Genomic DNA, 26,246 nt, shown 5'->3' on the forward strand with positions numbered 1-26,246 from the left:
CCCAAGCTGGATGCCGCCCCCACATCATGCTAACCAACCCGCCATGGCACAGAAGAAAGCATATGAGGTCGATGGCTGGCTCGCGAAGCCGGACCAGCGGATCTCCATCGTCCTGCTTTACGGCCCCGATCGCGGCCTCGTCTCCGAGCGAGCAAAGGCCTTTGCCGGCAAGACCGGCCTGCCGCTCGACGATCCCTTCTCGGTGGTCAGGCTGGAGGGGTCGGAGGTTGACCGCGACGAGGGCCGGCTGCTCGACGAGGCCCGCACCGTGCCGATGTTTTCCGACCGGCGCCTGCTGTGGGTGCGCAATGCCAGCGGCCAGAAGGCATTGGCCGACGACGTCAAGGCGCTGACGGCCGAGCCCGCGCGCGATGCGATCATTCTCATCGAGGCCGGCGACCTCAAGAAAGGTGTCGGCCTGCGCGCCATCGTCGAGGCGGCCGACAACGCCATGGCCCTGCCTTGCTATGCCGATGAAGCCCGCGACATCGACACCGTCATCGACGGCGAACTGGGCAGGGCCGGCATGTCGATGACCATGGAAGCGAGACAGGCGCTGCGCCGCAATCTCGGCGGCGACCGGCTGGCCTCGCGCGGTGAGATCGAGAAGCTTGTGCTCTACGCCCATGGCCAGACCGAGATCGGCCTGGAGGAGGTCAAAGCGATGTCAGGTGATGTCTCCGGCGCGTCTTTCGACGACGCGGTCGACGCGCTTCTCGAAGGCAAGATCGGCGACTTCGACACCGCCTTCACCCGCCATTGCCAGTCCGGCGGCCAGCCCTTCCTGGTGCTGTCCTCGGCAATGCGGCAGTTGCAGCAGATCCAGATCATGCGCGGCCAGATGGAGTCCGGCAACCGCAACGCCGCCACGGTCGTTGCCGCCGCTCGCCCGCCGGTGTTTTTCTCGCGACGCAAGCTGGTGGAGAAAGCGCTGGAGCGCTGGAGCACCGAAGCGCTCGGCCGCGCACTGACCCGGCTGCAGACGGCGGTGCTGCAGACCAGACGGCGGCCGGATCTTTCCGTGGCGCTGGCAAGACAGGCGCTGCTTGGCATTGCGGTGGAGAGCAGCAGGTTGGCGCAGAGGTAGGAGAGCGATCCTCCTCTTCTCGGCACCGAGCGCTGCCTCCATCGGTCAATTCATTGTCATGGCGCCCACCTGCTGGAAGGTTGGCAGCGCCTGTGGAAAGACCAGCACCGCCGCGCCGTAAAGAAGCAGAGCGATACCCGACACCTTTGCGATCCCACCTCCTGACGGGAGGGTCTTTTCCGCAAAGATCAGCAAGGTGACCACGGCCATTGCGGCGACGTTCATGATCCCGAGAGGAAAGAGGGCGAGAAACAAAAGCCAGCAGCAGCCCAGGCAAAAAAGTCCATGCTCCAGGCCCATGCGAACCGCACCCCAATAACCATCGCGCCATGAGGTCAGGATGAAGCCAATCGGCGTGCGGCATTTGGCCAGACACAGATCTTTCAGTGGGGAGAGTTGATAGGCGCCCCCAATCATCAGCAGCGCGCCGCCGATACGCGCGGCCGTCGCAGCGGACAATCCCACATGCCCGGCAAGCATCTCCGCACCCGCCGCACCGGCAAAGGCGATAACGCCCATCACGCCCCAAACCAGCATATACCCGGCCACGAACACCCAGCTCGAGACAAAGGTCTCGCCCCGGCTCTGTTTGCCGGCCTGGACCTTGTGAAACGTCAGGATCATGGACGCGGCCGTCGGAAACATCATGGCAATCATCATGATCATCCAGATGGCAAGAAACAGCGGCGCCTTCATACCCATGGTGAGTGCGTACATTTCCATGCGCATGTCCGCATCCATGCCCATCTGCTGCCAGACAAGCAGGGTCCACGCCGCCGCAGCGATAGCGATCAGCAGCGCGAGAATGATGTATCGCTGCAACGTCGGGGCCATGGACGAGGTCGTTCCGTGCTACGCTGCCAACGGCTACTGCTGCCCAGACCAATTGATCGGGGCGTAATGTCCGTTTCGGCGGGAATTGTCCCAGCTCATGCCATGATCGCTGAATGTACTGCCTTCCGCCCCCATCGCCAGGGCGAGCCAATCGGGATTGACAGGATGGCCGGTGGCCGCCCACATCTGCCCGTCCTCGCGCATTGTCGGCAGCGGCTCGACCGCCATCTGCATGACGCCCGCAATCTCCGCCGACCGCTTCTTGCCGTCTATCCGGTAGCTTATCGGCACCTTCTTGGCGCCAAGATTCGTGCCAATCATGGGTGCCAGCACCGCCATAGGGCCGCCCGCAGCGCCGGTGAAGATGGCACCTAGCGCCTCTGTTTGCCTGTCATCGGCCCGTTCGTCGATATAGGCGGCGGCCGTCCAATTGCCGTTTGCCATAGGACCCGGCGTGTGAGCGACCATCGCGACACTGAGCCCATCCAATCGAACGTCGCCGTAGTTGCCCGTATTGATATGAAAGACCAAACCGACGTCGCAAACACCTTTCGTCGGCTTCGATGTCAGCTGCGCGTTGGTGGACAGCAGACAAGGACATACGACATCGCAGCTACAATTTTCGAAGTAACTTCCGGACAATTGCCAACGGACTGCCATTTGCACCTCCCACTTGCGTCAGGCGCGTCGGCATATCGCATTGGCGGGGCGGTGCCATTTCACGACTGTTGTAGGAACGGCAAATAGCCCCCGCCTCGACTGACCGGCACGCTAGGGCACATAATTTAAGCCATATCTAATATAGGTTACGCCGTTGCCTGGCACTGTCAAGCCGCGAGCGGCAGGGCTGGCGGCAGGCGCTGCTTGGGATCGCGGTTGAGAGCGCGAGGCTGGGGAGCGAGCCTGATCTCCCCCTCGAAGGGGAGATGTCGAAGGCGACAGAGGGGGCCGCCGCGCGTGGGGCGCTGACCTCTTCTTCGTTCCCGCAGGGGCCCGGCGCTTGATGAGGGGCGACCCCCTCTGGCCTGCCGGCCATCTCCCCTCAAGGAGGGAGATTCGCGGCGTCACCGATTTCGCCAATCACCAGCGCCCCAAAAGGAAAAGGCCGGCCAAACGGCCAGCCCCTTTCCACATGCGCAATCTCCGGCCTCAATATATTTCGCCGGCTAACTAACGCTCCTGCTTCAGCCTTCTGCACAGCTCATCAAGCTGCTCCAGCGACCGGTATGAAACCCGCAAAGTGCCGCCCTTGCCCTTGTGATCCACTGACACAATCATGCCGATCGTATCGGTCAACAGCTTTTCCAGCGCCAGCGTATCGGCGTCCTTCTGCTCCGGACTTGGCGCCGGCTTGGCTTCCTTGGTGCTGCTGGTGCCGGCCGGTATCTGGGCCAGCGCTTCGGCCTGGCGCACCGAAAGGCCCTCTTCGACGATACGCTTGGCAAGGCCGGCCGGATCTTCCGCCGTCACCAGCGTGCGGGCATGGCCCGCCGACAGCGCGCCGTCGACCAGCATGTCGCGGATCACGTCCGGCAGCTTCAGGAGCCTGAGCGTGTTGGCGACATGGCTGCGGCTCTTGCCGATCACCTGGCCGAGATCGGCCTGGGTGTAGCCGTGCTCATCGATCAGTTGCTGATAGCCAAGTGCTTCCTCGACCGCATTGAGGTCGGTGCGCTGGACGTTTTCGATGATCGCCAGCTCGAGCGCGGTGCGGTCGTTGACCTCGCGGATGATGACCGGGATCTCGGACAGCCCGGCGCGCTGTGCCGCCCGCCAGCGCCGCTCGCCGGCGATGATCTCGTAACGGCCGGCCTGTGCCGGCGAAGGGCGCGCCACCACCGGCTGGACGACGCCGTGTTCGCGGATCGACTGGGCAAGGTCGGTCAGCTCGGCGTCGCCGAAATGCCGCCGCGGATTCTTCGGATTGGGGGTCAGGAACTCGATCGGCACCTTGCCGTCGGCGCTCATGCCTGGTTTTTCAGGCGCAGCTGGGCGATCGATCTCGCCGATCAGCGCCGCCAGCCCACGCCCCAGTCTCTTTCTCGAAAGGTCTTCGCTCATCTTTATTCCAGGTTCCGGATCGTTTCGGTATCGAATCGGCTCTTTAGATTGCAGGGAGTCTAATCAAGCGGCGCGTAACTTGCGCTCGCGGCGGATCACTTCCGACGCCAGTTGCAGATAGGCCTGGCTGCCCGAGCATTTCAGATCGTAAAGGATCGCCGGCTTGCCGTAGGACGGCGCCTCGGACACCCGCACATTGCGCGGGATGACGGTCTCGTAGACCTTGTCGCCCATATGCGCCCGCACATCCTGCACCACCTGGTTGGCGAGATTGTTGCGGCCGTCATACATGGTCAGCACGATGCCTTGGATGGTGAGATCCGGATTGATCGAGCGGCGCACCTGCTCGACCGTCTCCAGCAACTGGCTGAGGCCTTCGAGCGCGAAGAACTCGCATTGCAGCGGCACTAGAACAGAATCGGCCGCAGCCATTGAATTCAAGGTCAAAAGGTTGAGCGAGGGCGGGCAATCGATCAGCACATAGCCGAAAGGTGCGCCGCGCTCGGTCGCGGCGCTCAGCGCATTGCGCAGCTTGAGCACCCGGTCCGGCGCCGAAGCGATTTCCATTTCGATGCCGAGCAGGTCGAGCGTCGACGGCACGATCGACAGGCCAGGCACCGCCGTCGGAATAGCCGCGGCTTCCAGCTCCAGTTCGCCGGTCAACACGTCATAGGACGACACGGTCCGATCCTTGCGGTCGATGCCGAGGCCGGTGCTGGCATTGCCTTGCGGATCGAGATCGACGATCAGCACCTTTTCGCCGATCGCGGCCAGCGCTGTCGCCAGATTGATGGCGGTGGTGGTCTTGCCGACACCGCCCTTCTGGTTGGCTACGGTGATGATTCGGGGGCCATTCTTCATCATGGGTCTATGCCAGAAGTTCATTTTGGGTCGCCAAAGTGTCTGACAAATCGCGGATCAGACAGGTTGCAGGTTGGACAATTCCAGGATGACGCCGCCAGGGTCGGTCACACTGGGATGTTCTACCAGATCGAATGACCATCGGTTAACGCTTTCTTGCACTTCGGCGCGGTAATCCCGGCCTTTGTGGAACAGGCCGCGCGCGCCTGATGTCAGCCATGGCGCCGACAGGTCCAGCAAGGTCGAAAGCGAGGCCAGCGCCCGCGCTGTCACGATTTGCGGTGTCGAAACAAGTGCATGGCTTTCATCGATACGGCGCGCCACGACCCGCGCCGGCAGGTTGAACTGGCCGACGACGGTCTGCAGGAACGACGCTTTTTTGCGATTGCTTTCAACCAGATCGATGCTAGCGCCGGCGCGCTCGGCCAGCAGGAAAGCCATGACAAGGCCCGGAAATCCGCCGCCAGAGCCGAGATCCACCCAGCGTGTGGCCTGAGGCTCTATGCGCGCGAGCTGCGCACTGTCCAGTATATGACGCTGCCAGACATCGCCCGACGTCGATTGCGCGACGAGATTGATGCTGCGATTCCATTTCTGGAACATCTGCTCGAACGCCACCAGCCGATAGAATGTTTCACGTGAAACCGGGCCTGCCGCGTCCTGCAGGCTCTCTAGGGACATAGAACTCACGCAACATCCCTTTGTGGGCGCCTGGCGCTCTCCGCATGGCGGACATGCGCGACAATGATCGCCAGCGCCGCCGGCGTCATGCCCTCCATGCGCTGGGCATCGGCGATGGAGCGCGGCCGCCGCGCCTGCATCTTCTGCTTCAATTCGTTGGACAGTCCCGGCACGCCGGCGAAGTCGACCGTCTCGGGGATCAGCCGGCTCTCCTCGTGCCGGATCTGGGCCACATCCGTCTTCTGGCGATCGAGATAGACCGAATATTTCGCCTCTGTTTCGAGGCGTTCCGCCGTCTTGCTGTCGATCGCCGCGAATCGCGAATCGATGCGACCCAGCCAGGCGACATCGACATCGGGATAGGACAGCAATTCATAACCGGAGCGGCGCACGCCGTCCCGGTTGATCTCCAGCCCGTGACGCGCCGCCTCGTTGGGCGTCATGGTGAGCGATTTCGCCAGCTCCCGCGCTTCATCGAGACTCTGCATGACTTGCCCGTAGCGCTGCATCCGCTGCGCCGAGGCAATCCCCAGCCTCTCCGCCAGGGGCGTCAGCCGCTCATCCGCATTGTCGGCGCGCAGCGACAGCCGGAACTCGGCCCGCGAGGTGAACATCCGGTAGGGCTCCGCGATGCCGCGGCTGGTCAGATCGTCGACCATCACGCCGATATAGGCCTCGGTGCGGCTGAGCACGATCTGCTCGCTCCCCGCCGCCCGCCGCGCCGCATTGAGGCCGGCCAGCAAGCCTTGCCCGGCCGCTTCCTCATAGCCGGTCGTGCCATTGATCTGCCCGGCGAGAAAGAGGCCACTAATGCGCTTCGTCTCCAACGTCTGATGCAATTCGCGCGGATCGACATGATCATATTCAATGGCATAGCCGGGCTGCAGCATGACGGCCCGCTCCAGCCCCGGAATGGTTTTCAAGATGTCGAGCTGCACGTCTTCGGGCAGCGAGGTCGAGATCCCGTTGGGATAGACCGTATCGTCGCCGAGCCCTTCCGGCTCCAGGAAAATCTGGTGCCCGTCTCGGTCACCGAACTTGACGATCTTGTCCTCGATCGACGGGCAATAGCGCGGCCCGACCCCTTCGATCGAACCGGAATACATGGCCGAGCGGCCGAGATTGGCGCGGATCAGCTCATGAGTCGCGGTCGTCGTCCGCGTAATGCCGCAATCGATCTGCGGCGTCTCGATGCGGTCGGTCATCAGCGAGAACGGCACCGGATCCGCATCCGCCGCCTGGCTTTCCAGCGACGCCCAATCGATGGTCCGGCCATCGAGCCGCGGCGGCGTCCCGGTCTTCAGCCTTCCAAGCTTGAAGCCGGCGCGGTCCATCGTCGCCGACAGGCCGAGGCTCGCCTGCTCGTTCATGCGGCCGGCGACGATCTTCTTCTCGCCGATATGGATAAGCCCGCGCAAAAAAGTCCCGGTCGTCAGAACGACCGCGCCACAAGCCAGGCGCCGGCCGTCGGCCAGGAGAACCGCCGTGATCTGCCCGTCGGCGATCTCGAAGTCCAGAACCTCGCCTTCGACCACGTCGAGATCGTTCTGCTGCCGAATCGCTTCCTGCATGGCAAGGCGATAGAGTTTTCTGTCGGCCTGCGTGCGAGGCCCGCGCACCGCGGGACCCTTGCGGCGGTTGAGCAGGCGGAACTGGATGCCGGCCGCATCCGCCACGCGCCCCATTAAGCCGTCCATGGCATCGATCTCGCGCACCAGATGACCCTTGCCGAGCCCGCCGATCGCCGGGTTGCACGACATGACCCCGATAGTGTCGAAACGCAGCGTCACCAGGGCAGTCCTGGCACCGGCGCGCGCGGCAGCGCTGGCCGCCTCGCAACCAGCATGGCCGCCGCCCACCACAACCACATCATAGTGATTGGTCATCACAAACTTCCCGGATTCGAATGATTGAGGGACACATGTCCCCGCGGAGCGGCGCTGTCAAGAAAACTCCGCGACGAGTTTCACGTGAAACAGAGCGGGGGTGCAACTGCAGCCATGTTTCACGTGAGTCACGCCGCCGGTCTATTATTCTCCGGCTGAGGTTCCTTACCGCCAGGGTTTCATAGTTTTCTCCTGGCTTGGCATTGGCCGAAGCCCTCAACTTCGTCATCCTAGGGCGGAGCAGGAGCGAAGCTCCGTAGCGGAGACCCTAGGATCCATGCCGCGACCTTGACCGTAGGGTGCAGCGGCACAGAATCCTGCACCGTGGCGGCTGCTTTGATGTCGCGGCATGGATCCTCGGGTCTGCGCCGCGTCGCTGCGCTCCTTGCTCCGCCCGTGGATGACGAAGTCATGGGCGTTCCACCAAATTAGCAAGGCACGCTCATCAAAGTGTAGCATCCAAGCCGTCAAGCCATAGGGAACCTGGTTCCTACCGACCGACCCAGTGTTTCACGTGAGTCATTTCCCAATACAAAACTGCGAGAAGATCACGTCCAGCATGTCCTCGACGTCGATGGCGCCGACGATTCGGCCCAGGCGGTCGGCGGCAAGCCGCAACTCCTCCGCGCGCAACTCCTGCCCAACAGAACGGCCATCGGTGGCGCGAAGCAGATGACGGTTGGTCTCGCCAAGCAATTCGACGTGGCGAAGGCGCGACGGCAGGACATCGCCGACGCTGCCGGCTGCCTCCGCCGCCCGCTGGCCGATTTCCGCCAGCAGTTCCTCCACGCCCGTCCCGTTCTTCACTGAAATGACAAGGTCGTAATCCTCCGTCGCGTCGCTCGCCGCGCGGCTTTCCAGCAGATCGAGCTTGGTGCCGACACGTAAGATCGGCGCTTCGGTCGGCAGCAGTCCAATCTCCCTGGGATCGGCGACATCCCTAAGCAACAGCAAGAGATCGGCGCCATGCGCCTTGGCCCTCGCCTTGTCGATGCCGATCGCCTCGACCTTCCCCGGCGCATCGCGCAACCCGGCCGTGTCCGTGAGCCTCACACGCAGCCCCTGAAGATCAAGTGTCACTTCAAGCAGGTCGCGGGTCGTGCCTGGTTCATCCGTTACTATAGCGGCATCGCGCCGCGCCAGGGCGTTGAACAGACTCGACTTACCGGCGTTGGGGGGACCGAGGATGACGACCTCGAATCCATCGCGAATGATCTCGGCGGCGCGAAACCCGGCGATGTGCCGGTCGATCTCGTCGATCATCGTTCTGACATCAGACCAGACCGCATCCGAAACGGAACCAGGGACGTCTTCCTCGTCGGCGAAATCGATCTCGGCCTCGATCATGGCGCGGGCATGGATCAGCCTGCGGCGCCAGCCGAGATAGAGTTCGCTCTGTACGCCGTCGGCATTCTGCACCGCGAAGCGCCGCTGCGCCTCCGTCTCGGCATTGACGAGATCGGCCAGCGCCTCGGTTTCGACCAGGTCTACCTTGCCGTTCAGAAAAGCGCGACGCGTGAATTCGCCCGGTTCCGCGTGCCTGACGCCGCCAAAACCGGTCATCGTCTCCAGCATTTTTGCCACAACGGCACGGCCGCCATGAACGTGGAATTCCGCGACATCCTCGCCGGTGAAACTGGCCGGACCGGGAAAGAACACAACCAGGCCGGTATCGAGCAATGTCCCGTCAGACGCCCTGAATCGGCGCAGAGCCGCCGCGCGGTCCTTAACCATAGTCCCAGCAATCGTTTCGACCACGAATCGAGTCTGCGGGCCGGAAATTCGGATGACGGCGACGCCGGCAGGCAGCCGGCCGCTCGACAGCGCTACAATGGAATCGCCTGAAATCATTTGCCCGCTCTACCGAACCGCCCTAGCTTCACGCCTATCAGCCAATCGCACCCGAGTTTGCCCAGTGACGCTGCCCGCGCAAAACCTGCTTGCCGAAGAAGCCAGCCCCTATCTGCAGCAGCACAGCGGCAATCCCGTCCACTGGCGGGCCTGGTCGCCGGCTTCGCTCGAAGAGGCGAAAGCGCTGGATAGGCCGATCCTGCTCTCGGTCGGCTATGCCGCCTGCCATTGGTGCCATGTCATGGCGCATGAAAGCTTCGAAAACGATGGCGTCGCCGCCGTCATGAACCGTCTGTTCGTCAATATCAAGGTCGACCGAGAGGAGCGCCCGGACATCGACCAGATCTATATGGCGGCGCTGTCCTCGATGGGCGAGCAGGGCGGCTGGCCGCTGACCATGTTCCTGACCCCGGACGGCAAGCCGTTCTGGGGCGGCACCTATTTTCCGCGCGAGCCGCGCTACGGCCGCCCCGGCTTCATCCAGGTGATGGAGGCGGTGGACAAGGCGTGGCGGGAGAAGCGGGCGGGCCTCAACCAGAGCGCCGACGGCCTGACGACGCATGTCGAGGCACGGCTCGCCGGTTCGCATGCCAGAATCGTGCTCGACCGCGCCACGCTGGCGGAATTGGCCAAGGGCATCGACGGCATGATCGACCGTGATCTCGGCGGATTGCGCGGCGCGCCTAAATTTCCCAACGCGCCGTTCATGCAAACGCTGTGGCTGTCCTGGCTTCGCGACCGCAATGCCGCCCATCGCGACGACGTCCTCAACAGCCTCGAGCAGATGCTGCGCGGCGGCATCTACGACCACATCGGCGGCGGGCTCAGCCGTTACTCCACCGACGCCGAATGGCTGGTGCCGCATTTCGAAAAGATGCTCTACGACAATGCCCAGCTCCTCCGCTTCTGCAACTGGGCCTATGCCGCAAGCGGCAATGAATTGTTCCGGCTGCGAATCGAAGAGACGATCGGCTGGCTGCTGCGCGAAATGCGCGTCGACGGCGGCGCTTTTGCCGCCAGTCTCGATGCCGACAGCGACGGCGAGGAAGGTCTGTTCTACACCTGGAGCCGCGACGAGATCGAAGCCGCCCTTGGCGACGATTCCGCATTGTTTTTCAAGCACTTCACGCTCTCCAGCCCGCATGGCTGGGAAGGCAAGCCGGTCGTCCACCAAACGCTGTCCCAGCAATCGCAATATGTGATCCACCGCGAAGAGATCAGCGCGCTCAAGACGAAACTTCGTGCTGTCCGGGAAAAGCGGGTCAGGCCCGGTCTTGACGCAAAGACCCTCATCGACTGGAACGGCCAGATGATCGCAGCGCTTGCCGAGGCCGGCCGGGCGCTGGCGCGGCCTGACTGGATCGATGCGGCGGCAAAGGCCTTTGCCTATATCAGCTCTGGCAGCCGCGACGGCCGTTTGCCGCATTCGATGCTCGGCGCCAGAAAACTGTTCCCGGCTTTGTCCAGCGACTATGCCGCCATGACCAATGCCGCGATCTCTCTGTTCGAGGCCACCGGGGATTGGAGCTATGTCGACCAAGCCGGCCAGTTTGTCGGGCAGCTCGAGCATTGGCACGCCGACGCCGAGAAGACAGGTTACTACCTGACTGCTTCCGACAGCACCGACGTGCCGATCCGCATCCGCGGCGATGTCGACGAAGCCATTCCGTCCGCCACCGGCCAGATCATCGAGGCGCTGGTCAGGCTCGCCTCCGTCACCGGCAATCTCGAGCTGCAGGAGAGAGCCTGGCACGTCGCCGAGCATGCCGCCGGCCGCGCGACGCAGCAGGCCTATGGCCAGGCCGGCATCGTCAATGCCTGCGCGCTGGCGATCGAGCCGCTCAAGCTGGTGTTGGTGGATGAGTTCACAGATCCAAAGCTCGTTCCGGTTGCGAATCGAAACCCGGACCCGTGTCGCGTCGACATCGTCGTGCCGATCGGTACGGCAGCGAATCGACCCTTGCTGCCCGGTGGAATCCTGCCGCCGACCGACAAGGCAGGTGCATGGTTGTGCACGGGGCAGGTTTGTTTGCCGGCGGTGACGGATGCTGAAGAGCTCGAGCGATTGTTGCGACGGCGATAGTTTTGCTAACCGCCGGCGAGAGACGCCCCCTCTGGCCTACCGGCCGATCTCCCCCTCAAGTGGGGAGATCGGCAGCTTCGCTGTTCCGCTCACCTTACGGCGTTGATAATTGCCGAAAGCGACCAAGGGCGTAATCTCCCCCTAGAGGGGGAGATGCCCGGCAGGGCAGAGGGAGGCGCGAAGGATCGCTACCCCATCCCCTTACGTGTTCATCGAATCGAAGAAATCCGCATTGGTCTTGGTCTGCTTCAGCTTGTCGATCAGGAACTCGATCGCGTCGGTGGTTCCCATCGGCGCCAGGATGCGGCGCAGCACGAAGATCTTCTGCAGGTCCTGCTTGGAAACCAGCAGGTCTTCCTTGCGGGTGCCGGACTTCAGGATGTCCATGGCCGGATAGATGCGCTTGTCGGCGACCTTGCGGTCGAGCTGGATTTCGCAGTTGCCGGTGCCCTTGAACTCTTCGAAGATGACTTCGTCCATGCGGCTGCCGGTATCGATCAGCGCGGTGGCGATAATGGTCAGCGAACCGCCTTCCTCGATGTTGCGGGCGGCGCCGAAGAAGCGCTTCGGCCGCTGCAGCGCGTTGGCGTCGACACCACCGGTCAGCACCTTGCCGGATGACGGCACGACGGTGTTGTAGGCGCGGCCGAGACGGGTGATCGAATCGAGCAGGATGACGACGTCGCGGCCATGTTCGACCAGGCGCTTGGCCTTCTCGATGACCATTTCGGCGACCTGCACGTGGCGCACCGCCGGCTCGTCGAAGGTCGAGGAGATCACCTCTCCCTTCACCGAGCGCTGCATGTCGGTCACTTCTTCCGGCCGCTCGTCGATCAGCAGCACGATCAGATAGCATTCCGGGTGGTTGGCGGTGATCGAGTGGGCGATGTTCTGCATCAGAACCGTCTTGCCGGTACGCGGCTGCGCGTTGATCAAGGCGCGCTGTCCCTTGCCGATCGGCGCCACCAGGTCGATCACACGGGCCGAGATGTCCTTGGTGGTGACATTCTCGATCTCCATCTTCAGCCGCTTGGTCGGATAGAGCGGCGTCAGATTGTCGAAGTGGATCTTGTGACGGATCTTCTCGGGATCGTCGAAATTGATGGTGTTGACCTTGAGCAGCGCGAAATAGCGCTCGCCCTCTTTCGGGCTGCGGATCGGCCCTTCGACCGTATCGCCGGTCTTCAGCGAAAAGCGCCGGATCTGCGACGGTGAAATATAGATGTCGTCGGGACCTGGCAGGTAATTGGCGTTGGCGGAGCGCAGGAAGCCGAAACCGTCCTGCAGCACCTCGACCACGCCATCACCGATGATCTCGATCTCCTGGGCGGCCAGCTTCTTCAGGATCGCAAACATCAGCTCCTGCTTGCGCATGACGCTGGCGTTTTCGACCTCGAGCGATTCGGCATAAGCGATCAGCTCTGGCGGTTTCTTGTTCTTGAACTCGGCGAGTTTCATTTCTTGCATAGACGGACCTTGAATAGATGGAGTCTGGGTAGGCTTTGGGAAAATATCGGCGGGATGCGACAAATGCCGAGCGCGGCCGAAAACAACGAGGGGCGGCGCATGACGGGAAGGAAGACCCGTCTTTTATCGTCGGTCGGGTGAAAGAGCAAGCTGCGTTTTGCATGGCCTATGAAGGCCTAAACGCATCAATGCCTGTCGCAGTCTCCTGGCCGTTTTTGGGCGACATGCATCAGAACGGCTTGACCACCACCAGGATGACGATTGCGATCATCAGCAATGTGGGGATCTCGTTGACCATCCGCCAGTGCCTGGCCGGTTTTTCATTACGGTCCTCGGCGAATTTGCGCACCGCACCGGCCAGATAGCCATGCATGGCCGACAGCAAAAGCACCGCTCCGATCTTGGCGTGCAGCCAGCCGCCCTGGAAACCGAAACCCTTCCAGGCGAGCCACAGGCCGAACACCCAGGTGACGATCATCGCCGGGTTGATGATGCCGCGCAGCAGGCGCCGCTCCATCACCTTGAAGGTTTCCGACTGCACCGAGCCCTTCTCGGCATCGGCGTGGTAGACCAGCAGCCGCGGCAGATAGAGCATGCCCGCCATCCACGAGATGACGGCGAGGATATGGATCGCCTTGGCCCAGGGGTAGAAACTGTCGGGTGCCGCGAAATACAAAAGCGCGGTGAAAACGATCAGCACGGCGATACCTGATATCATGCGCATCATCGCCTGGCCGGTGCTGTTCGTGTTGTTCATCTGAGCCATCAGCGTGTCGCGCTCCGCACCTGTTTCACCATCGCCTCGACATGGGCGATCGGCGTCTCCGGCGTGATGCCGTGACCGAGGTTGAAGATCAGCGGACCGTCTCCCAGTGCTCTCAGGATCGCCTCGACGCCATCGGACAGCGCCTTGCCGCCAGCCACGAGCCGCAAGGGATCGAGATTGCCCTGAACCGCACCCGAGCGCTGCAATTCCTTCGCCGCGATCAGGGGCACCGTCCAGTCGATCCCCAGCGCCGTCACGCCGGTCTTCTGTCGATAGGTCCGGTAGCGCGCACCGGCGCCCTTGGGAAAACCGATGATCGGGACATCGGGATAAACCGCCCGCACCCGGCCAACGATCTCGGCCATCGGCTGAACGCAGAACAAATCGAAAGTTTCGTCGTCCAGCACGCCGGACCAGGAATCGAAAATCTGCACCACATCCGCGCCCGCCTCGATCTGGCGGATGAGATAGGCGGCCGAATGTTCGGCAAGCACCTTCAGCAATCGTTGAAAGGCCACCGGCTCGCGATAGGCAAAAAGCCGCGCCGGCGCCTGGTCGGGCGTGCCATGGCCGGCAATCATGTAGGTCGCCACCGTCCACGGCGCGCCGCAGAAGCCGATCAGGGTTGTCTCGTCGGGCAATTTGGCCCGCAACCGGCGAACCGTCTCGTAGACCGGTTCGAGATTCACGTGAAACACCTTGCCCTCCAGAGCCAGAATCTCCGGCGCGGTGATCGGCGTCAGCAGCGGCCCTCTGCCCTCTTCGAAGCGGACGTCACGGCCAAGCGCATGCGGAACGACAAGGATATCGGAAAACAGGATCGAAGCATCGAAGCCGAAGCGCTCGATCGGTTGCAAGGTCACTTCGACGGCAAGGTCGGGATCATAGCAGAGATCGAGGAACGAGCCTGCTCGCCTGCGTGTCTCCCGATACTCCGGCAGATAACGCCCTGCCTGACGCATCATCCAGAGCGGAGGCGGAAAATGAGCCTTGCCCTTCAGGACATCCAGCATGATCCGGTTCTGGGGCATCGAGCGCTCGCTTCTCCCGGCGTCTTCTAAAATCAAAGATTCTTATATCTAAGATTCTTCTGATTCTAAGAGTCTGTTGGTTCTGGTGATTGCCACCTGTCCCGCTTTGCCCCGGAAAACACCAGCCAACATATTGTCGCGTGCTTCTTTTTCCCAGATGTAGGGTTCTGGGGATAGGTCGGAATCGATCAATCGAGTCAAAGCGTTAGGCGGAGCGGTGAAAGGCAGGTCCTGTGGACGGACTGTAGGCGAAAAAAGCCGTCCCCAAACTTGTCCCCAGTCGCCCGACGAAGCTGACAGCGCATCGAATTGTGGACAAACTGCCATCTGATACAGTCGCCTCCGACCGACCCCTCTTTTCATCCCGCTTTATCCACAGAAGCCCACAGCCCCAGGTGACCCCCTGTGAACAAACCCCAGAGCTTCTTCCACCTGCACCTGATTTCCGACGCGACCGGCGAAACGCTGCTCGCCGCCGGCCGGGCGGCTTCGGCACAATACAAGGATGCGCGCGCCATCGAGCATATCTATCCGCTTATCCGCACCGAAAAGCAGGTGGCGAAGGTGTTCGAGGACATAGAGGAAGAGCCGGGCATCATCCTCTATACGGTCGTCGACCAGAAGCTGGCGCGCGGCATCGACGAGCGCTGCGCGGCCATGGGCCTGCCCTGTGTGTCGGTGCTGGAGCCGGTGCTGACCGTGTTCCAGTCCTATCTCGGCACCCCGGCCGGCCGCCGCGTCGGCGCCCAGCATGTTCTCGACGCCGAATATTTCCGCCGCATCGACGCGCTCAATTTCACCATGGACCATGATGACGGCCAGCTGCCGCTCAACATGGACGATGCCGATGTCGTGCTGATCGGCATTTCTCGCACGTCGAAGACGCCGACCAGCATCTATCTCGCCAACCGCGGCATCAAGACCGCCAACATCCCGATCGTGCTCGGTGTGCCGGTGCCGGAAAGCCTGGTTGCCGCCAGCAAGCCGCTGATCGTCGGGCTGATCGCCACCGCCGAGCGCATCTCGCACGTCCGGCAAAACCGCATCCTCGGCAACAGCAGCTCGTATGAGGCATCAGACTATGTCGACCGCGCGGCGATCAGCGAAGAGCTCGCCTACGCCCGCAAGATCTGCACGCGCCATGGCTGGCCGATGATCGACGTCAGCCGCCGCTCGATCGAGGAAACGGCGGCGGCCATCGTTGCCCTGCGGGGGAAGAATAGATAGGGCAGGTAAGATAAGTGAGCACCAGCACCCCTCATCCGACCTCGCTTCGCGAGGCCACCTTCTCCCACAAGGGGAGAAGGAAGAACGTGGCACCGTCGTCTCCGCAAGATACCGCCAGTTGGCGATTTGCAGCGGCGTACGCGCGGGACTTCCCTTCTCCCCTTGTGGGAGAAGGTGGCCGAGCGAAGCTCGGTCGGATGAGGGGTGCGTGACGGAGCGCCAACATGGGTGAATCAGCATGATCGAAAAACTCATCCTTGCTTCCGGCAGTCCGTTCCGCAAGGCGATGCTGGTCAATGCCGGCGTCGATGTCGAGGCGGTGCCGGCCGATGTCGACGAGCGCGCGCTCGAGTCGCCTTTGCAGGATAGCGGTGTCTCGCCCGAGGACGTCGCCCTGGTGCTGGCCGAGGCTAAGGCGACCGAAGTCAGCGAGCGCAGGCCGGGCGCCCTGGTGCTGGGCTGCGACCAGACGCTGTCGCTCGGCGACGAGGTGTTCCACAAGCCGGCTGACATGGAGGGTGCCCGCCGTCATTTGCTGGCGCTGTCGGGCAAGACCCATCAGTTGAACAGCGCCGCCGTGCTGGTTCGCGACGGCAAGGTTCTGTGGCGGCATGTCGGCATCGCCTCGATGACCATGCGCAAGCTCGATCCCGCCTTTATCGGGCGCCATCTCGCCCGTGTCGGTGCCAAGGCGCTGGGAAGCGTCGGCGCCTATCAGATCGAAGGCGAAGGCATTCAATTGTTCGAGAAAATCGAGGGCGATCATTTCACCATTGTCGGCCTGCCGCTGTTGCCGCTGCTGGCCGAACTGCGAGACCTGGGGGCGATCGATGGCTGAGGCGTCGAAAAAAGCCTTCGTGTCGGGCCATCCGGTCAAGCATTCGCGCTCGCCGAAGATCCATGGTCACTGGCTGGCCAAACATGGCATCGACGGAAGCTACCAGGCCATCGATGTCGCGCCGCAAGACTTTGCCGTGTTCGTGGAAACATTGCAGGCAAACAATTACCGCGGCGGCAACATCACCATCCCGCACAAGGAAGCGGCCTTCGCATTGGCGGAACGCCGCGATCAGGCGGCGCAAGAAATCGGCGCCGTCAACACGTTGTGGTTCGAGGACGGCGTCCTGTGGGGCGGCAACACTGACGGTCACGGCTTTGCCGCCAACCTCGACGATCATGCACCGGGCTGGGCAAGCAAGGGTCCGGCGGTGGTGCTCGGCGCCGGCGGCGCGTCGCGCGCCGTCATCCATGCGCTGAAGGAGCGCAGCGTTGCCGACATCCGCATCGTCAACCGTACTCTGGCCCGAGCGCAGGAATTGCGCGATCGTTTCGGCACCGGTGTCTCGGCGCATGGCATGGCGGCGACCAACGAACTGCTCGGCGATGCCGGCCTGCTGGTCAACACCACCGCGCTCGGCATGCATGGCAATGAAGGCCTGTCGGCGGATCCCGCCCGGCTGCCCGACCATGCCATCGTCACCGACATCGTCTATGTGCCGCTGGAGACGCCGCTGCTCGCGGCCGCCCGCGCGCGAAATCTGAAGACGGTCGACGGTCTTGGCATGCTGCTGCATCAGGCCGTGCCTGGCTTCGAGCGCTGGTTCGGCATCAGGCCGCGGGTGACGGCCGAACTCCGGGCCCTGATCGTCGCCGATCTGGTGCCGAAGCCATGATCGTGCTCGGCCTCACCGGCTCGATCGGCATGGGCAAGTCGACCACGGCAAAAATGTTTGCCGAGGCCGGCGTGCCGGTCCATGATTCCGACGAGACGGTGCATCGCCTCTACGCGGGCAAGGCAGCCCCCCTGGTCGAGGCCGCCTTTCCCGGCACCACATCCGCCGGCGTGGTCGATCGTGCCAAACTTGGCGCGCGCGTGCTCGGCGATGCCGCGGCGCTGAAGCGGCTGGAGACCATCATCCACCCGCTGGTGCGCGCCGATGCCGATGCCTTTCTGGCCAGGCATCGTGGATCAGGCGCGCCGATCGCCGTCCTCGATATCCCCCTGCTGTTCGAAACCGGCAGCCGCAACCGCGTCGACAAGGTCGTCGTCGTCACCGCCCCGGCCGAGACCCAGCGCGAACGCGTGCTGGCACGGCCCGGCATGACGGAGGAAAAGCTGGCGTCGATCCTGGCCAAGCAGGTGCCGGATGCGGAAAAGCGCCGTCAGGCCGATTTCATCGTCGACACCGGCCAGGGGATGGACGCCGCGCGGGCGGAGGTCGCTGCAATCATCAGCCAGCTGATAGGGGTTGGCAAGCCAGGTGGTTGAGCCCACCGCTCGACCGCCAGCTGTCGATGTGAGAGCCGCTTATCTGCCTGCCGGCTTCGCTCGACACCTCTCCCCCGATCGACGGGGGAGAGGAAAGGTGCAGGGCGATGAGGGGCGGCGCAAACCTGTGCGATTGCCCTGGCCATCATAGTTTCTCATTGCCATTTTGTTCCGCTCTCACGATTCTGCTCCTTTGGAGCGACTGATTCGATGCGTGAGATCATCTTCGACACGGAAACCACCGGCCTCGATTCGCGCGACGACCGCGTGATCGAGCTGGGCGGCGTCGAACTGGTCAACCGTTTTCCGACCGGCAGGACCTTCCACCACTACATCAACCCGCAAGGCCGCGCGATCCATGTCGAGGCACAGGCGGTGCACGGCATCAGCGCGGCGGACCTCGCGGGCAAGCCGACCTTTGCCGAGATCGTGCAGGAGTGGCTGGACTTTACCGACGGCGCCAAGCTGGTCGCCCACAACGCCACTTTCGATGTCGGCTTCCTCAACGTCGAATTCGGCCGGCTGGGTCACCCTGTCATCGACAACGGCGTCGTCGTCGACACGCTGGCGCTGGCGCGCCGCAAGCACCCGATGGGTCCTAATTCGCTCGATGCACTCTGCCGGCGCTACGGCATCGACAACACCAAGCGCACCAAGCACGGCGCCCTGCTCGATTCCGAATTGCTGGCCGAGGTCTATATCGAGCTGATCGGCGGCAAGCAGGCGGCCCTCATCCTCGACAGCGCCACCGCGCCGGCCCAGGGCGAGAATGTCCGCCAGATCGAAATCGTCGTCGCCCCGCGCCCGGCGCCACTGCCGCCGCGCGTGACAGAAGCCGAACGTGCCGCGCACGCCGGCATGGTCGGGACATTGGGTGAAAAGGCGCTGTGGCTGAAGGTTCTCGGGAATTAAAATCGTCCCGTTGGCGATCCTTGGCGCCCCCCTCTGCCCTGCCGGCGCCTCAATCGTCCCGCCCAAAACAAAAAACCCGGCGCAAGGCCGGGCTTTTCACAATCCGTGGCAGGCAGCCCTCAGCTCACCTGGACCTTCGACGACGCCTGGTCCTCCGCCAGCTTCTGCTGGAACATCTGCGCGAAGTCGATCGGGTCGAGCATCAGCGGCGGGAAGCCGCCATTGCGGGTTGCCTCGGCGATGATCTGGCGGGCGAACGGGAACAAAAGACGCGGGCATTCGATGAACAGGATCGGCAGCATGTGTTCCTGCGGAAAGCCTGCGATGGCGAACACGCCGCCATAGACCAGCTCGACATTGAACAGCACTTCCTGGTCGAAGGACGCCTTGGCGTTGAGCGTCAGATTGACGTCGAACTGCTTGTCGGAGAGCGGGTTGGCGTTGACGTTGACATTGATGGCGATGCCCGGCGCCTTGTCGCGGCCGCGCAGCGAATTCGGCGCGCCGGGGCTTTCGAAGGACAGGTCCTTCACATATTGCGCCAGAACGTTGAGCGACGGCTGCGCCGCATTGCCGTTTCCGTTGGCTGCGCCGACCGGCGCGTCATCTTTGCTGGCCATAAGCCTTGTCCTCTTGCCTGGGCAGCGTCGCTGACCGAATTGAAATCGGGCGTTCGCTACCATGGCGGGGATGACAAGACAAGGTTTGCCGCCTTGCTTCCCGGCTGCGGCATGGAGATGGGACGGCGCGTTAATCGTCCTTCAGGCGGCGCCACGGCGAGTTGTGATCCGGGCCGCGCTTCAGATCGTCCTCGCGCGAATAGTCGCCGTCTTCGAGGTCGATGACTCTGTCGCGCTGGCGGCCACGAAAACCGCCGGTCGAGAAATCGGTGGCGACGACAATGCGGCCCTTGAACCGGCTCCAGGCAAAGTCGCGCAACGGCGGCAGGAACAGCAGCAGGCCGATAATGTCGGTGATGAAGCCGGGGATGATCAGGAGGATTGCCGCAACCACGATCATGGCGCCGTGCGCAAGGTGGCGGCTGGGGTTCTGGCCGGCGGCCATCTCGTTGCGGATGCGGGCCATGACACCAAAACCCTGGTATCGGAGCAAAAGCACGCCGGCGATGCTCGAGGCCAGCACGAGGCCTACCGTCGCCAGCGCGCCGACCTCGCGGCCGACGATGACGAAACCGGCAATTTCCAGCAGCGGCAGTGCAAGGAGAAAGAAGGGAAGCAACGAAACGCGCAAGTCTTGCCAACCTTTTTCGATCGTTATGACCGTTTTGATTGTTTTGGCCGCCAACTGGCAATCGCCGCTGGCACCGAGGCTGTTAGATAGGTATGCCTGCCTTTGATTTGAATGATTGCGCCTTGCGTTCTATATGCTTTGAATGTTGAACGCTATGCGACCGCGGCCGTTAGGCCGGACGGTCCGGCCACAGGGCAGGGATTGATTGGCGGAAGATATGGGATTCTTCGACTTCGGCACGATTTTCTTCCTGATTGCGGCGGTGGTCATCTTTTTCCAGCTGCGCAATGTGCTGGGCCGCCGCACCGGCAGCGAACGGCCGCCCTTCGATCCCTATTCGGCGGCTCGCACCAGCGACAAGGATGCCGCCCAGAAATCCGAAAACGTCGTCTCGCTGCCGCGCAAGCGTCCGCCAGGCGAGCCGGCTCCCGACGCCTATGCCGCGATCGACGCTTTCGCCAAGCCCGATACCGACCTCAACAAGGGCCTGCGCACGATCAAGGACAATGATCCGTCCTTCGAGCCGAAGGGTTTCGTCGACGGCGCCAAGATGGCTTACGAGATGATCGTCATGGCCTATGCCGACGGCGATCGCAAAACGCTGAAGAACCTCTTGTCGCGCGAGGTCTATGACGGTTTTGTCGCCGCCATCGGCGAGCGCGAGGCCAAGGCGGAAAAGATCCAGTCCTCCTTCGTCGGCATCGACAAGGCCGATATCGTCTCGGCCGAGATGAAGGGCGGCGAGGCGCATGTCACGCTGCGCATCATCAGCGAGCTGATTTCGGCGACCCGCGACAAGGCCGGTGCCGTCATCGACGGCGACCCGGAAACCGTGGCCGAGGTCAAGGATGTCTGGACCTTCGCCCGTGACACGCGCTCGCGCGATCCGAACTGGAAGCTCGTCGCCACCGAGGAAGAAGACTAGGGAATACGCGGCGAGGCTCCGGTGTCGCTATCGCCTCTTTTTGTCGAGAAAGCCTTCGGCGATCTGCCCGGCTGGAACGATGACGACCATTCGGCGGCCTTCGCCGCCTTTCGGCGCTCGGCCTTCCATGTCCTGACCAAACCCTATCGCAGCGGCGCGCTCGGCGTCGACTTCGACGCCTTTGCGGATGCCTACGCCGAGGCCCGGACCGTTTCGCCGGCGAATCGGTCGCCGGTTTTGACCCGCGGGGAGGCCCGCGCCTTCTTCGAGCGCCATTTTGTGCCGGCGCTTATCCCTGCCGAAAATGGGCTCGTCACCGGTTTCTATGAACCGCAGGTCGAGGCGTCACCGGTGCGCACGGACCGGTTTTCGGTGCCGCTGCTGTCGCGCCCGGCCGATCTCGTCGATATCGATGACGCAAACCGGCCGCCGGGCCTGGACCCCTATCTCGCTTTCGCGCGCCAGACGCCGAACGGGCCGGTCGAATATCATGACCGTGGCGAGATCGAGCGCGGCGCGCTTGATGGCAAGGGCCTGGAAATCGCCTGGTTGGCCGACAAGGTCGATGCCTTCTTCATTCACGTGCAAGGTGCCGCACGCCTCGCCATGACCGACGGCCGGCTTGCCCGCGTCACCTATGCCGCCAAATCCGGCCAGCGCTTCACCGGACCCGGCAAGGTCCTGAGCGAGATTGGCGAGATCCCGCTGGCGGAAGTGACGATGCAATCGATCCGCGCCTGGTTCAAGGCGCATCCGGACCGCGTCGACGAGATCCTGTGGCAGAACCGCTCCTACATCTTCTTCCGCCACGCCGATGTCGAGGACGTTGCCCTTGGTCCGATCGCCGCCGCCAAGGTGCCGCTGACGCCGGGCCGCTCGATCGCCGTCGACCGCCTGCTGCACACATTCGGCACGCCCTTTTACATCGACGCGCCGACGCTCGCCGCCTTCGACGCAAAACCATTCCGCCGCCTGATGATCGCGCAGGACACTGGCTCCGCCATCACCGGGCCGGCGCGGGGCGACCTGTTCGCCGGTTCGGGCGATGCCGCGGGCGAGATCGCCGGCGTGGTCCGCAATGCCGCGGATTTTTATGCACTGGTGCCGCGCGCGCTCATTGCGGGTGCGGTCCGATGACCCGACGCCCGGACAAGCTCAGCGAGGACGACCGGGTTCTGTGGAACCTGGTGGCGCGCACGGCCAAGCCGCTGAAGGGGAAATTTGCCGTCGATATCCCCGAAATTCCTGCCGAGGCCAAGCCAAGCCAGTCGCAGCCCGCCCAGCCCGTCGCCAATGTCGCAGGGACCGCGAAGCCGAAGGCGCAGCATGTCACGCACCGCCTCGACGAACCGACGCTGGACAAATTGTCGAAGGGCCGGCTGCCGATCGAGGGCCGCGTCGATCTGCACGGCATGACGCAGGACGAGGCCTACTCGCTGCTGTTCTCGTTCCTGCACCGGGCGCATGCCGGCGGCGTCCGCTATGTCCTGGTCATCACCGGCAAGGGCTCGTCCTCCGGCGGCGATGGCGTGTTGCGGCGCGCCGTGCCGGCCTGGCTGTCGACGCCTGCCTTCCGGCCGCTCGTCTCCAGCCACGACCATGCCGCCCGCAATCATGGCGGTTCGGGTGCGCTCTATATCCGCCTGCGGCGGGTCCGTTCATGAGGACGGGGGCATGACTCCGTTCGGCGAGAAGCTGCGGACGCTGAGAAGCGAACGCGGTGTCCGCCAGAAGGACATGGCGGCGGCGATCGGCGTCAGCGCCGCCTATCTGTCGGCGCTCGAACATGGCAGGCGCGGCGCCCCGACCTGGACGCTGATCCAGAAGATCATCGGCTATTTCAACATCATCTGGGACGATGCCGAGGAACTGGCGCGGCTGGCCGAGGCCTCGCACCCGCGTGTAAAACTCGACACGTCGGGTCTTTCCCCCGCCGCCACCGAGCTCGCCAATCTGCTGGCGGAAAACATCGAGAAACTCGACGAAACCGAGCTTCGCCGCATCACCGCATCGATCCGCGCGGCGTTGAACCAGCGGCCGTAGCCTGACGGTCCGCGCCGGTACAAGTTCGCCTGCCTCACGAGGACACTGCCCGCCGGCGGCCCGCCGGCGGGCAAAGTGGTGAGATCATTTCTTGCCGGCGGTGCCGCCATTTCCACCCCGGCCATGGTCGCCGTGGTCGTGGCCATTGTTTCCGCCGCCCAGGCAGTCCGACGCCCCGGCATCACCGCAACAGCGGCCGGCCCAGAGGTCGTTGAGGTTGGTTTTGGCACAGCTGGTGGTCTGATCGGCCATGGCGGATCCGGCCATGCTCGACACCGCGATAGCGGCAAGAAGGGTGTTTCGCAGAAAAGCAGTCATCTGAAGTCTCCATGGTTGGTTTCGGTTCACGGCTGTGTGTCGCTGGCCGGAGCGAAATGGTTCACGGAGAAATGCGAATTCTGGCGGAGGGCCCATCGATTTCGTCATCCACGGGCGGAGCGGACGCGCAGACCCGAGGATCCATGCCGCGAGTTGCGAGCGTCGCGACGGGGCAAAAGATCTGGTGATGACGGTATGACGATTGCAGGCGCCTGTTCCTGCGCCGCAGCGTTCTTCATCGGCATCACGGCATGGATCCCGGGGTCTTCGCGACGGAGCTTCGCTCCTGCTCAGCCCTGTGATGACGAAGCGTTGGATGCCGCCCCTAGGGAAGCCGCCGTTGCCGGTGCCTACTGAACCGCGCCGACCAGAACTTGCTGGCCACCGCGGATCGAGACCCAGCGGCCGGTGTTGTCGATCGCCTGCCGCTTGAGGAAGCGGTAGCCGGTCGCGTCCCATGGCTTGACCTTGTCGGTCAGATTGTCGAGCACATAGTCGCCGTCGTCGGTGCGCACCGTCAGCACGGCGTGGCCCTCGCCGTCGGGCTTGCGCACGACAGTGATCAGAAGATCGGCAAGCGAGATGCTCATGCGCGAAAGCTGGCGCCGCTTTTCCAGCACATAGTCCTCGCAATCGCCGACGCCCTTGTCGGGATAGGCCCAGACCTCGTCCTTGCCGTAGATGTCCATGTCGCTCATCGGCTTGACGGCGGCGTTGACCCTGGCGGTGACATTGAGAAGCTTGCGCATCAGCGCGTCGGTCATCGGAGCCGGCGCCAGATTGGCCGGGCGGATCGAGCACTCGCCCGGATGCAGCTTGCAGAAATCATAGTGGCCGATCGGCTGCGAGGTGAGCCCCCCGGTCGCCATCGCTCCACCCGCCAAGGCCGGTGCCACCCAGCCCGCCGTCATTGCCAGCCCGGCCGCCACATACACGCGCAGCCGTCGCGCCATCGATGAGGAAATCATTGTCCCCGCTCACCCTTTGTTATTAACGAAAGGTTAAGGGGGATTTACAGTCCGTGTCAATTACGACGACGGTCGGATTGTCGGCATGGTTACCCGAGGGGCTGGACAGCGGCACTTGTGCAACAGAACCAGCCAGCCAGCCGGCTTTTACCGGTCAATCGCATGGCTTGTCGCCGTTAAGCTTGGTTTTATGCAAATCATCGTCCCAAAACCCGCAATTTTGGACGACGTGCATTATCTCTTGGCGGCGCGGACCAGCTTCGGCTTCGCCGCGACACGCTCCTGGCGGCCGTAGCTGGTGATAAAGTCGACGATGCGCGGCACGATTTCGGAGCGGAAGCGAGAACCGTTGAACACGCCGTAATGGCCGACCGCCGGCTGCATGTAGTGGGCGTGCCGCTCAGCCGGGATATTGGGGCAAAGATCATGCGCCGCCTTGGTCTGGCCAAGGCCTGATATGTCGTCGTTCTCGCCTTCGACCGTGAACAGCGCGACGTTGCGGATCGCCGACGGATCGATCCTGGTGCCGCGATGCGTCATCTCGCCCTTTGGCAAGGCCTGCCGCACGAAGACGGTGTCGACGGTCTGCAGGTAGAATTCGGCCGTCAGGTCCATGACCGCCAGATACTCGTCGTAGAAATCGCGGTGCTTCTCGGCATTGTCGCCATCATGCTTCACCAGATGCATGAAGAAGTCCTTGTGGGCGATGATGTGGCGATCGAGATTCATGCTCATGAAGCCGGACAGCTGCAGGAAGCCTGGATAGACCTCGCGGCCGAAGCCTGGCACCGGCCACGGCGCATGCATCACGACATTGTCGCGGAACCAGTCGATGCCTTTTTCCTGCGCCAGCAGATTGACCGCGGTCGGGTTGCTGCGCGTGTCGATAGGCCCGCCCATCAAGGTCATCGTCGAGGGCACGAACGGGTCGCCCTTGGATTCCATCAGCGCCACGGCGGCCAGCACCGGCACGGAAGGCTGGCACACCGCCATCACATGCGTGTCCGGCCCCAGCGTGTGCAGCATGTCGATGACATAGTCGATGTAGTCGTCGAGATCGAATTGGCCGTCGGCAAGCGGCACCATGCGGGCATCGACCCAGTCGGTGATGTGCACGTCGGCATAGGGCAGCATCGCTTCCACCGTGCCGCGCAGCAGCGTCGCATAATGGCCAGACATCGGCGCCACGATCAGAAGCTTCGGATCGGGCTTGCGCCCGGCGGGGACAGCGCGCTCGAAGCGCACGAGATTGCAGAACGGCTTCGACCAGACGGTCTTCTCGGCGACCTCGACGCTCTTCCAGTCGACCACGGTCTTGCTCAGGCCGAAGGCCGGCTTGCCGTAGCGGCGCGTGGTGCGCTCGAACAGTTCGGCCGTCGCCGCGATCGAACGGCCCCATTGCGTGTGGGAAAACGGATTGAGCGGATTGGAGTAGAACATCCGCACCGCGTCGGCATAGAGGCGCGCCGGCTGCAGGGCGGCGTGGTTCATCTCATAGAGCTGGTAGAACATCGAGAAACCCCGCTGCTGCCTGCGACCGAAGGGACGACGAGCAGCGCCGAGCCTAAATGTCTCGCGGGGAAGTTAACAACTAATTGCTGCGATGCAATACGTCACGCTGCGTGACCAATGCTTCTTTGGTTCAAGGCCATGGAAATCGGGCCGAACGGCGCCAGCCGGCTCAGTGTGCGGCTGCGAAATGTGTAGGTAGTGTGTCCGGCCCTT

At 63.2% G+C, this 26,246-nt stretch carries 26 protein-coding genes; 11 read left to right on the top strand and 15 right to left on the bottom strand.

The annotated features are described in order from the left end of the window. Positions 1-43: 43 nt before the first annotated feature. Complete coding sequence (gene holA / locus A4R29_RS29050; protein ID WP_024504082.1) at positions 44-1,087, top strand: DNA polymerase III subunit delta; 1,044 nt, start codon at positions 44-46, stop codon at positions 1,085-1,087. Between the two features lie 45 nt (positions 1,088-1,132). Here the strand turns inward: holA and A4R29_RS29055 are convergent, their stop codons facing one another. The 7 genes from A4R29_RS29055 to mnmE form a co-directional block, all read right to left on the bottom strand. Further along, entirely contained in the window at positions 1,133-1,921 is a 789-nt protein-coding gene (locus tag A4R29_RS29055) for a DUF2182 domain-containing protein (protein WP_027162841.1), read from the bottom strand. Between the two features lie 33 nt (positions 1,922-1,954). Then, positions 1,955-2,581: a DUF1326 domain-containing protein gene (locus A4R29_RS29060; RefSeq protein WP_024504084.1), complete on the bottom strand. Its 627-nt coding sequence runs from the start codon at positions 2,579-2,581 to the stop codon at positions 1,955-1,957. Between the two features lie 510 nt (positions 2,582-3,091). Then, on the bottom strand, positions 3,092-3,982 hold the full coding sequence (locus tag A4R29_RS29065) for a ParB/RepB/Spo0J family partition protein (protein ID WP_013528737.1): 891 nt from the start codon (positions 3,980-3,982) through the stop codon (positions 3,092-3,094). 63 nt (positions 3,983-4,045) lie between these two features. Next, complete coding sequence (locus A4R29_RS29070) at positions 4,046-4,846, bottom strand: ParA family protein (RefSeq protein WP_082827509.1); 801 nt, start codon at positions 4,844-4,846, stop codon at positions 4,046-4,048. Between the two features lie 54 nt (positions 4,847-4,900). Beyond that, on the bottom strand, positions 4,901-5,533 hold the full coding sequence (gene rsmG / locus A4R29_RS29075; protein ID WP_063173414.1) for a 16S rRNA (guanine(527)-N(7))-methyltransferase RsmG: 633 nt from the start codon (positions 5,531-5,533) through the stop codon (positions 4,901-4,903). Further along, positions 5,530-7,410 (bottom strand): tRNA uridine-5-carboxymethylaminomethyl(34) synthesis enzyme MnmG, encoded by a 1,881-nt coding sequence (gene mnmG / locus A4R29_RS29080; RefSeq protein ID WP_027162836.1) that lies wholly within the window; start codon positions 7,408-7,410, stop codon positions 5,530-5,532. The genes rsmG and mnmG overlap by 4 nt, the downstream gene beginning before the upstream one ends. Before the next feature lie 519 nt (positions 7,411-7,929). Continuing rightward, complete coding sequence (gene mnmE / locus A4R29_RS29085; protein WP_063173415.1) at positions 7,930-9,261, bottom strand: tRNA uridine-5-carboxymethylaminomethyl(34) synthesis GTPase MnmE; 1,332 nt, start codon at positions 9,259-9,261, stop codon at positions 7,930-7,932. A gap of 64 nt (positions 9,262-9,325) precedes the next feature. Here mnmE and A4R29_RS29090 point away from each other — a divergent pair, with 64 nt between their 5' ends. Next, entirely contained in the window at positions 9,326-11,344 is a 2,019-nt protein-coding gene (locus tag A4R29_RS29090; protein WP_063173416.1) for a thioredoxin domain-containing protein, read from the top strand. A 201-nt stretch (positions 11,345-11,545) separates the two neighbouring features. On the opposite strand, the gene rho is transcribed toward A4R29_RS29090, so the two are convergent. From rho to hemE, 3 genes are all read right to left on the bottom strand, one after another. Continuing rightward, positions 11,546-12,811: a transcription termination factor Rho gene (gene rho / locus A4R29_RS29095; protein WP_013528732.1), complete on the bottom strand. Its 1,266-nt coding sequence runs from the start codon at positions 12,809-12,811 to the stop codon at positions 11,546-11,548. A 229-nt stretch (positions 12,812-13,040) separates the two neighbouring features. Then, positions 13,041-13,577 carry a protoporphyrinogen oxidase HemJ gene (gene hemJ, locus A4R29_RS29100; RefSeq protein ID WP_063173417.1) on the bottom strand — a complete coding sequence of 179 codons (537 nt, stop codon included), beginning with the start codon at positions 13,575-13,577 and terminating at the stop codon, positions 13,041-13,043. Then, complete coding sequence (gene hemE / locus A4R29_RS29105) at positions 13,577-14,608, bottom strand: uroporphyrinogen decarboxylase (RefSeq protein WP_063173418.1); 1,032 nt, start codon at positions 14,606-14,608, stop codon at positions 13,577-13,579. Before hemE ends, hemJ begins: the two co-directional genes overlap by 1 nt. A 405-nt stretch (positions 14,609-15,013) precedes the next feature. Here hemE and A4R29_RS29110 point away from each other — a divergent pair, with 405 nt between their 5' ends. The 5 genes from A4R29_RS29110 to dnaQ all read left to right on the top strand — a co-directional run bounded on the left by A4R29_RS29110 (position 15,014) and on the right by dnaQ (position 19,016). Next, positions 15,014-15,835 carry a pyruvate, water dikinase regulatory protein gene (locus tag A4R29_RS29110; protein ID WP_013528729.1) on the top strand — a complete coding sequence of 274 codons (822 nt, stop codon included), beginning with the start codon at positions 15,014-15,016 and terminating at the stop codon, positions 15,833-15,835. Positions 15,836-16,073: 238 nt separating this feature from the next. Further along, entirely contained in the window at positions 16,074-16,673 is a 600-nt protein-coding gene (locus A4R29_RS29115) for a Maf-like protein (RefSeq protein WP_063173419.1), read from the top strand. Further along, positions 16,666-17,508, top strand: coding sequence for a shikimate dehydrogenase (locus A4R29_RS29120; RefSeq protein WP_063173420.1), 843 nt, complete (start codon positions 16,666-16,668; stop codon positions 17,506-17,508). Before A4R29_RS29115 ends, A4R29_RS29120 begins: the two co-directional genes overlap by 8 nt. Beyond that, the gene (gene coaE / locus A4R29_RS29125) at positions 17,505-18,104 is read left to right on the top strand and encodes a dephospho-CoA kinase (RefSeq protein ID WP_063173421.1); all 600 of its coding nucleotides are present in this window, start codon (positions 17,505-17,507) and stop codon (positions 18,102-18,104) included. The genes A4R29_RS29120 and coaE overlap by 4 nt, the downstream gene beginning before the upstream one ends. 210 nt (positions 18,105-18,314) lie before the next feature. Beyond that, a complete protein-coding gene (gene dnaQ / locus A4R29_RS29130; RefSeq protein WP_063173422.1) occupies positions 18,315-19,016 on the top strand; it encodes a DNA polymerase III subunit epsilon in 702 nt (233 codons plus the stop codon). Between the two features lie 119 nt (positions 19,017-19,135). On the opposite strand, the gene secB is transcribed toward dnaQ, so the two are convergent. Both secB and A4R29_RS29140 read right to left on the bottom strand, forming a co-directional pair. Next, positions 19,136-19,636, bottom strand: coding sequence for a protein-export chaperone SecB (gene secB / locus A4R29_RS29135; protein WP_013528724.1), 501 nt, complete (start codon positions 19,634-19,636; stop codon positions 19,136-19,138). Positions 19,637-19,766: 130 nt separating this feature from the next. Further along, on the bottom strand, positions 19,767-20,267 hold the full coding sequence (locus tag A4R29_RS29140; protein ID WP_013528723.1) for an FxsA family protein: 501 nt from the start codon (positions 20,265-20,267) through the stop codon (positions 19,767-19,769). A gap of 217 nt (positions 20,268-20,484) precedes the next feature. Here A4R29_RS29140 and A4R29_RS29145 point away from each other — a divergent pair, with 217 nt between their 5' ends. Genes A4R29_RS29145 through A4R29_RS29160 form a run of 4 tightly spaced genes read left to right on the top strand, consistent with a single transcriptional unit; the run spans position 20,485 to position 23,235 of the window. After that, complete coding sequence (locus A4R29_RS29145; protein ID WP_027161247.1) at positions 20,485-21,192, top strand: Tim44/TimA family putative adaptor protein; 708 nt, start codon at positions 20,485-20,487, stop codon at positions 21,190-21,192. A gap of 21 nt (positions 21,193-21,213) precedes the next feature. Then, a complete protein-coding gene (gene mltA, locus A4R29_RS29150) occupies positions 21,214-22,329 on the top strand; it encodes a murein transglycosylase A (RefSeq protein WP_063173423.1) in 1,116 nt (371 codons plus the stop codon). Then, positions 22,326-22,856: a Smr/MutS family protein gene (locus A4R29_RS29155; protein ID WP_024502221.1), complete on the top strand. Its 531-nt coding sequence runs from the start codon at positions 22,326-22,328 to the stop codon at positions 22,854-22,856. Before mltA ends, A4R29_RS29155 begins: the two co-directional genes overlap by 4 nt. 10 nt (positions 22,857-22,866) lie before the next feature. Further along, positions 22,867-23,235 carry a helix-turn-helix domain-containing protein gene (locus tag A4R29_RS29160; protein ID WP_013528719.1) on the top strand — a complete coding sequence of 123 codons (369 nt, stop codon included), beginning with the start codon at positions 22,867-22,869 and terminating at the stop codon, positions 23,233-23,235. A gap of 84 nt (positions 23,236-23,319) precedes the next feature. Here the strand turns inward: A4R29_RS29160 and A4R29_RS29165 are convergent, their stop codons facing one another. From A4R29_RS29165 to A4R29_RS29175, 3 genes are all read right to left on the bottom strand, one after another. Beyond that, complete coding sequence (locus A4R29_RS29165) at positions 23,320-23,553, bottom strand: hypothetical protein (RefSeq protein ID WP_013528718.1); 234 nt, start codon at positions 23,551-23,553, stop codon at positions 23,320-23,322. A gap of 350 nt (positions 23,554-23,903) precedes the next feature. Next, a complete protein-coding gene (locus A4R29_RS29170; RefSeq protein ID WP_063173424.1) occupies positions 23,904-24,521 on the bottom strand; it encodes a transglutaminase-like cysteine peptidase in 618 nt (205 codons plus the stop codon). Positions 24,522-24,755: 234 nt separating this feature from the next. After that, positions 24,756-26,033: a polyhydroxyalkanoate depolymerase gene (locus A4R29_RS29175; protein ID WP_063169608.1), complete on the bottom strand. Its 1,278-nt coding sequence runs from the start codon at positions 26,031-26,033 to the stop codon at positions 24,756-24,758. Positions 26,034-26,246: the final 213 nt, after the last annotated feature.

Origin of the sequence: Mesorhizobium ciceri biovar biserrulae, assembly GCF_001618845.1 — a bacterium.
GTDB classification, from domain to species: Bacteria; Pseudomonadota; Alphaproteobacteria; order Rhizobiales; family Rhizobiaceae; genus Mesorhizobium; species Mesorhizobium ciceri.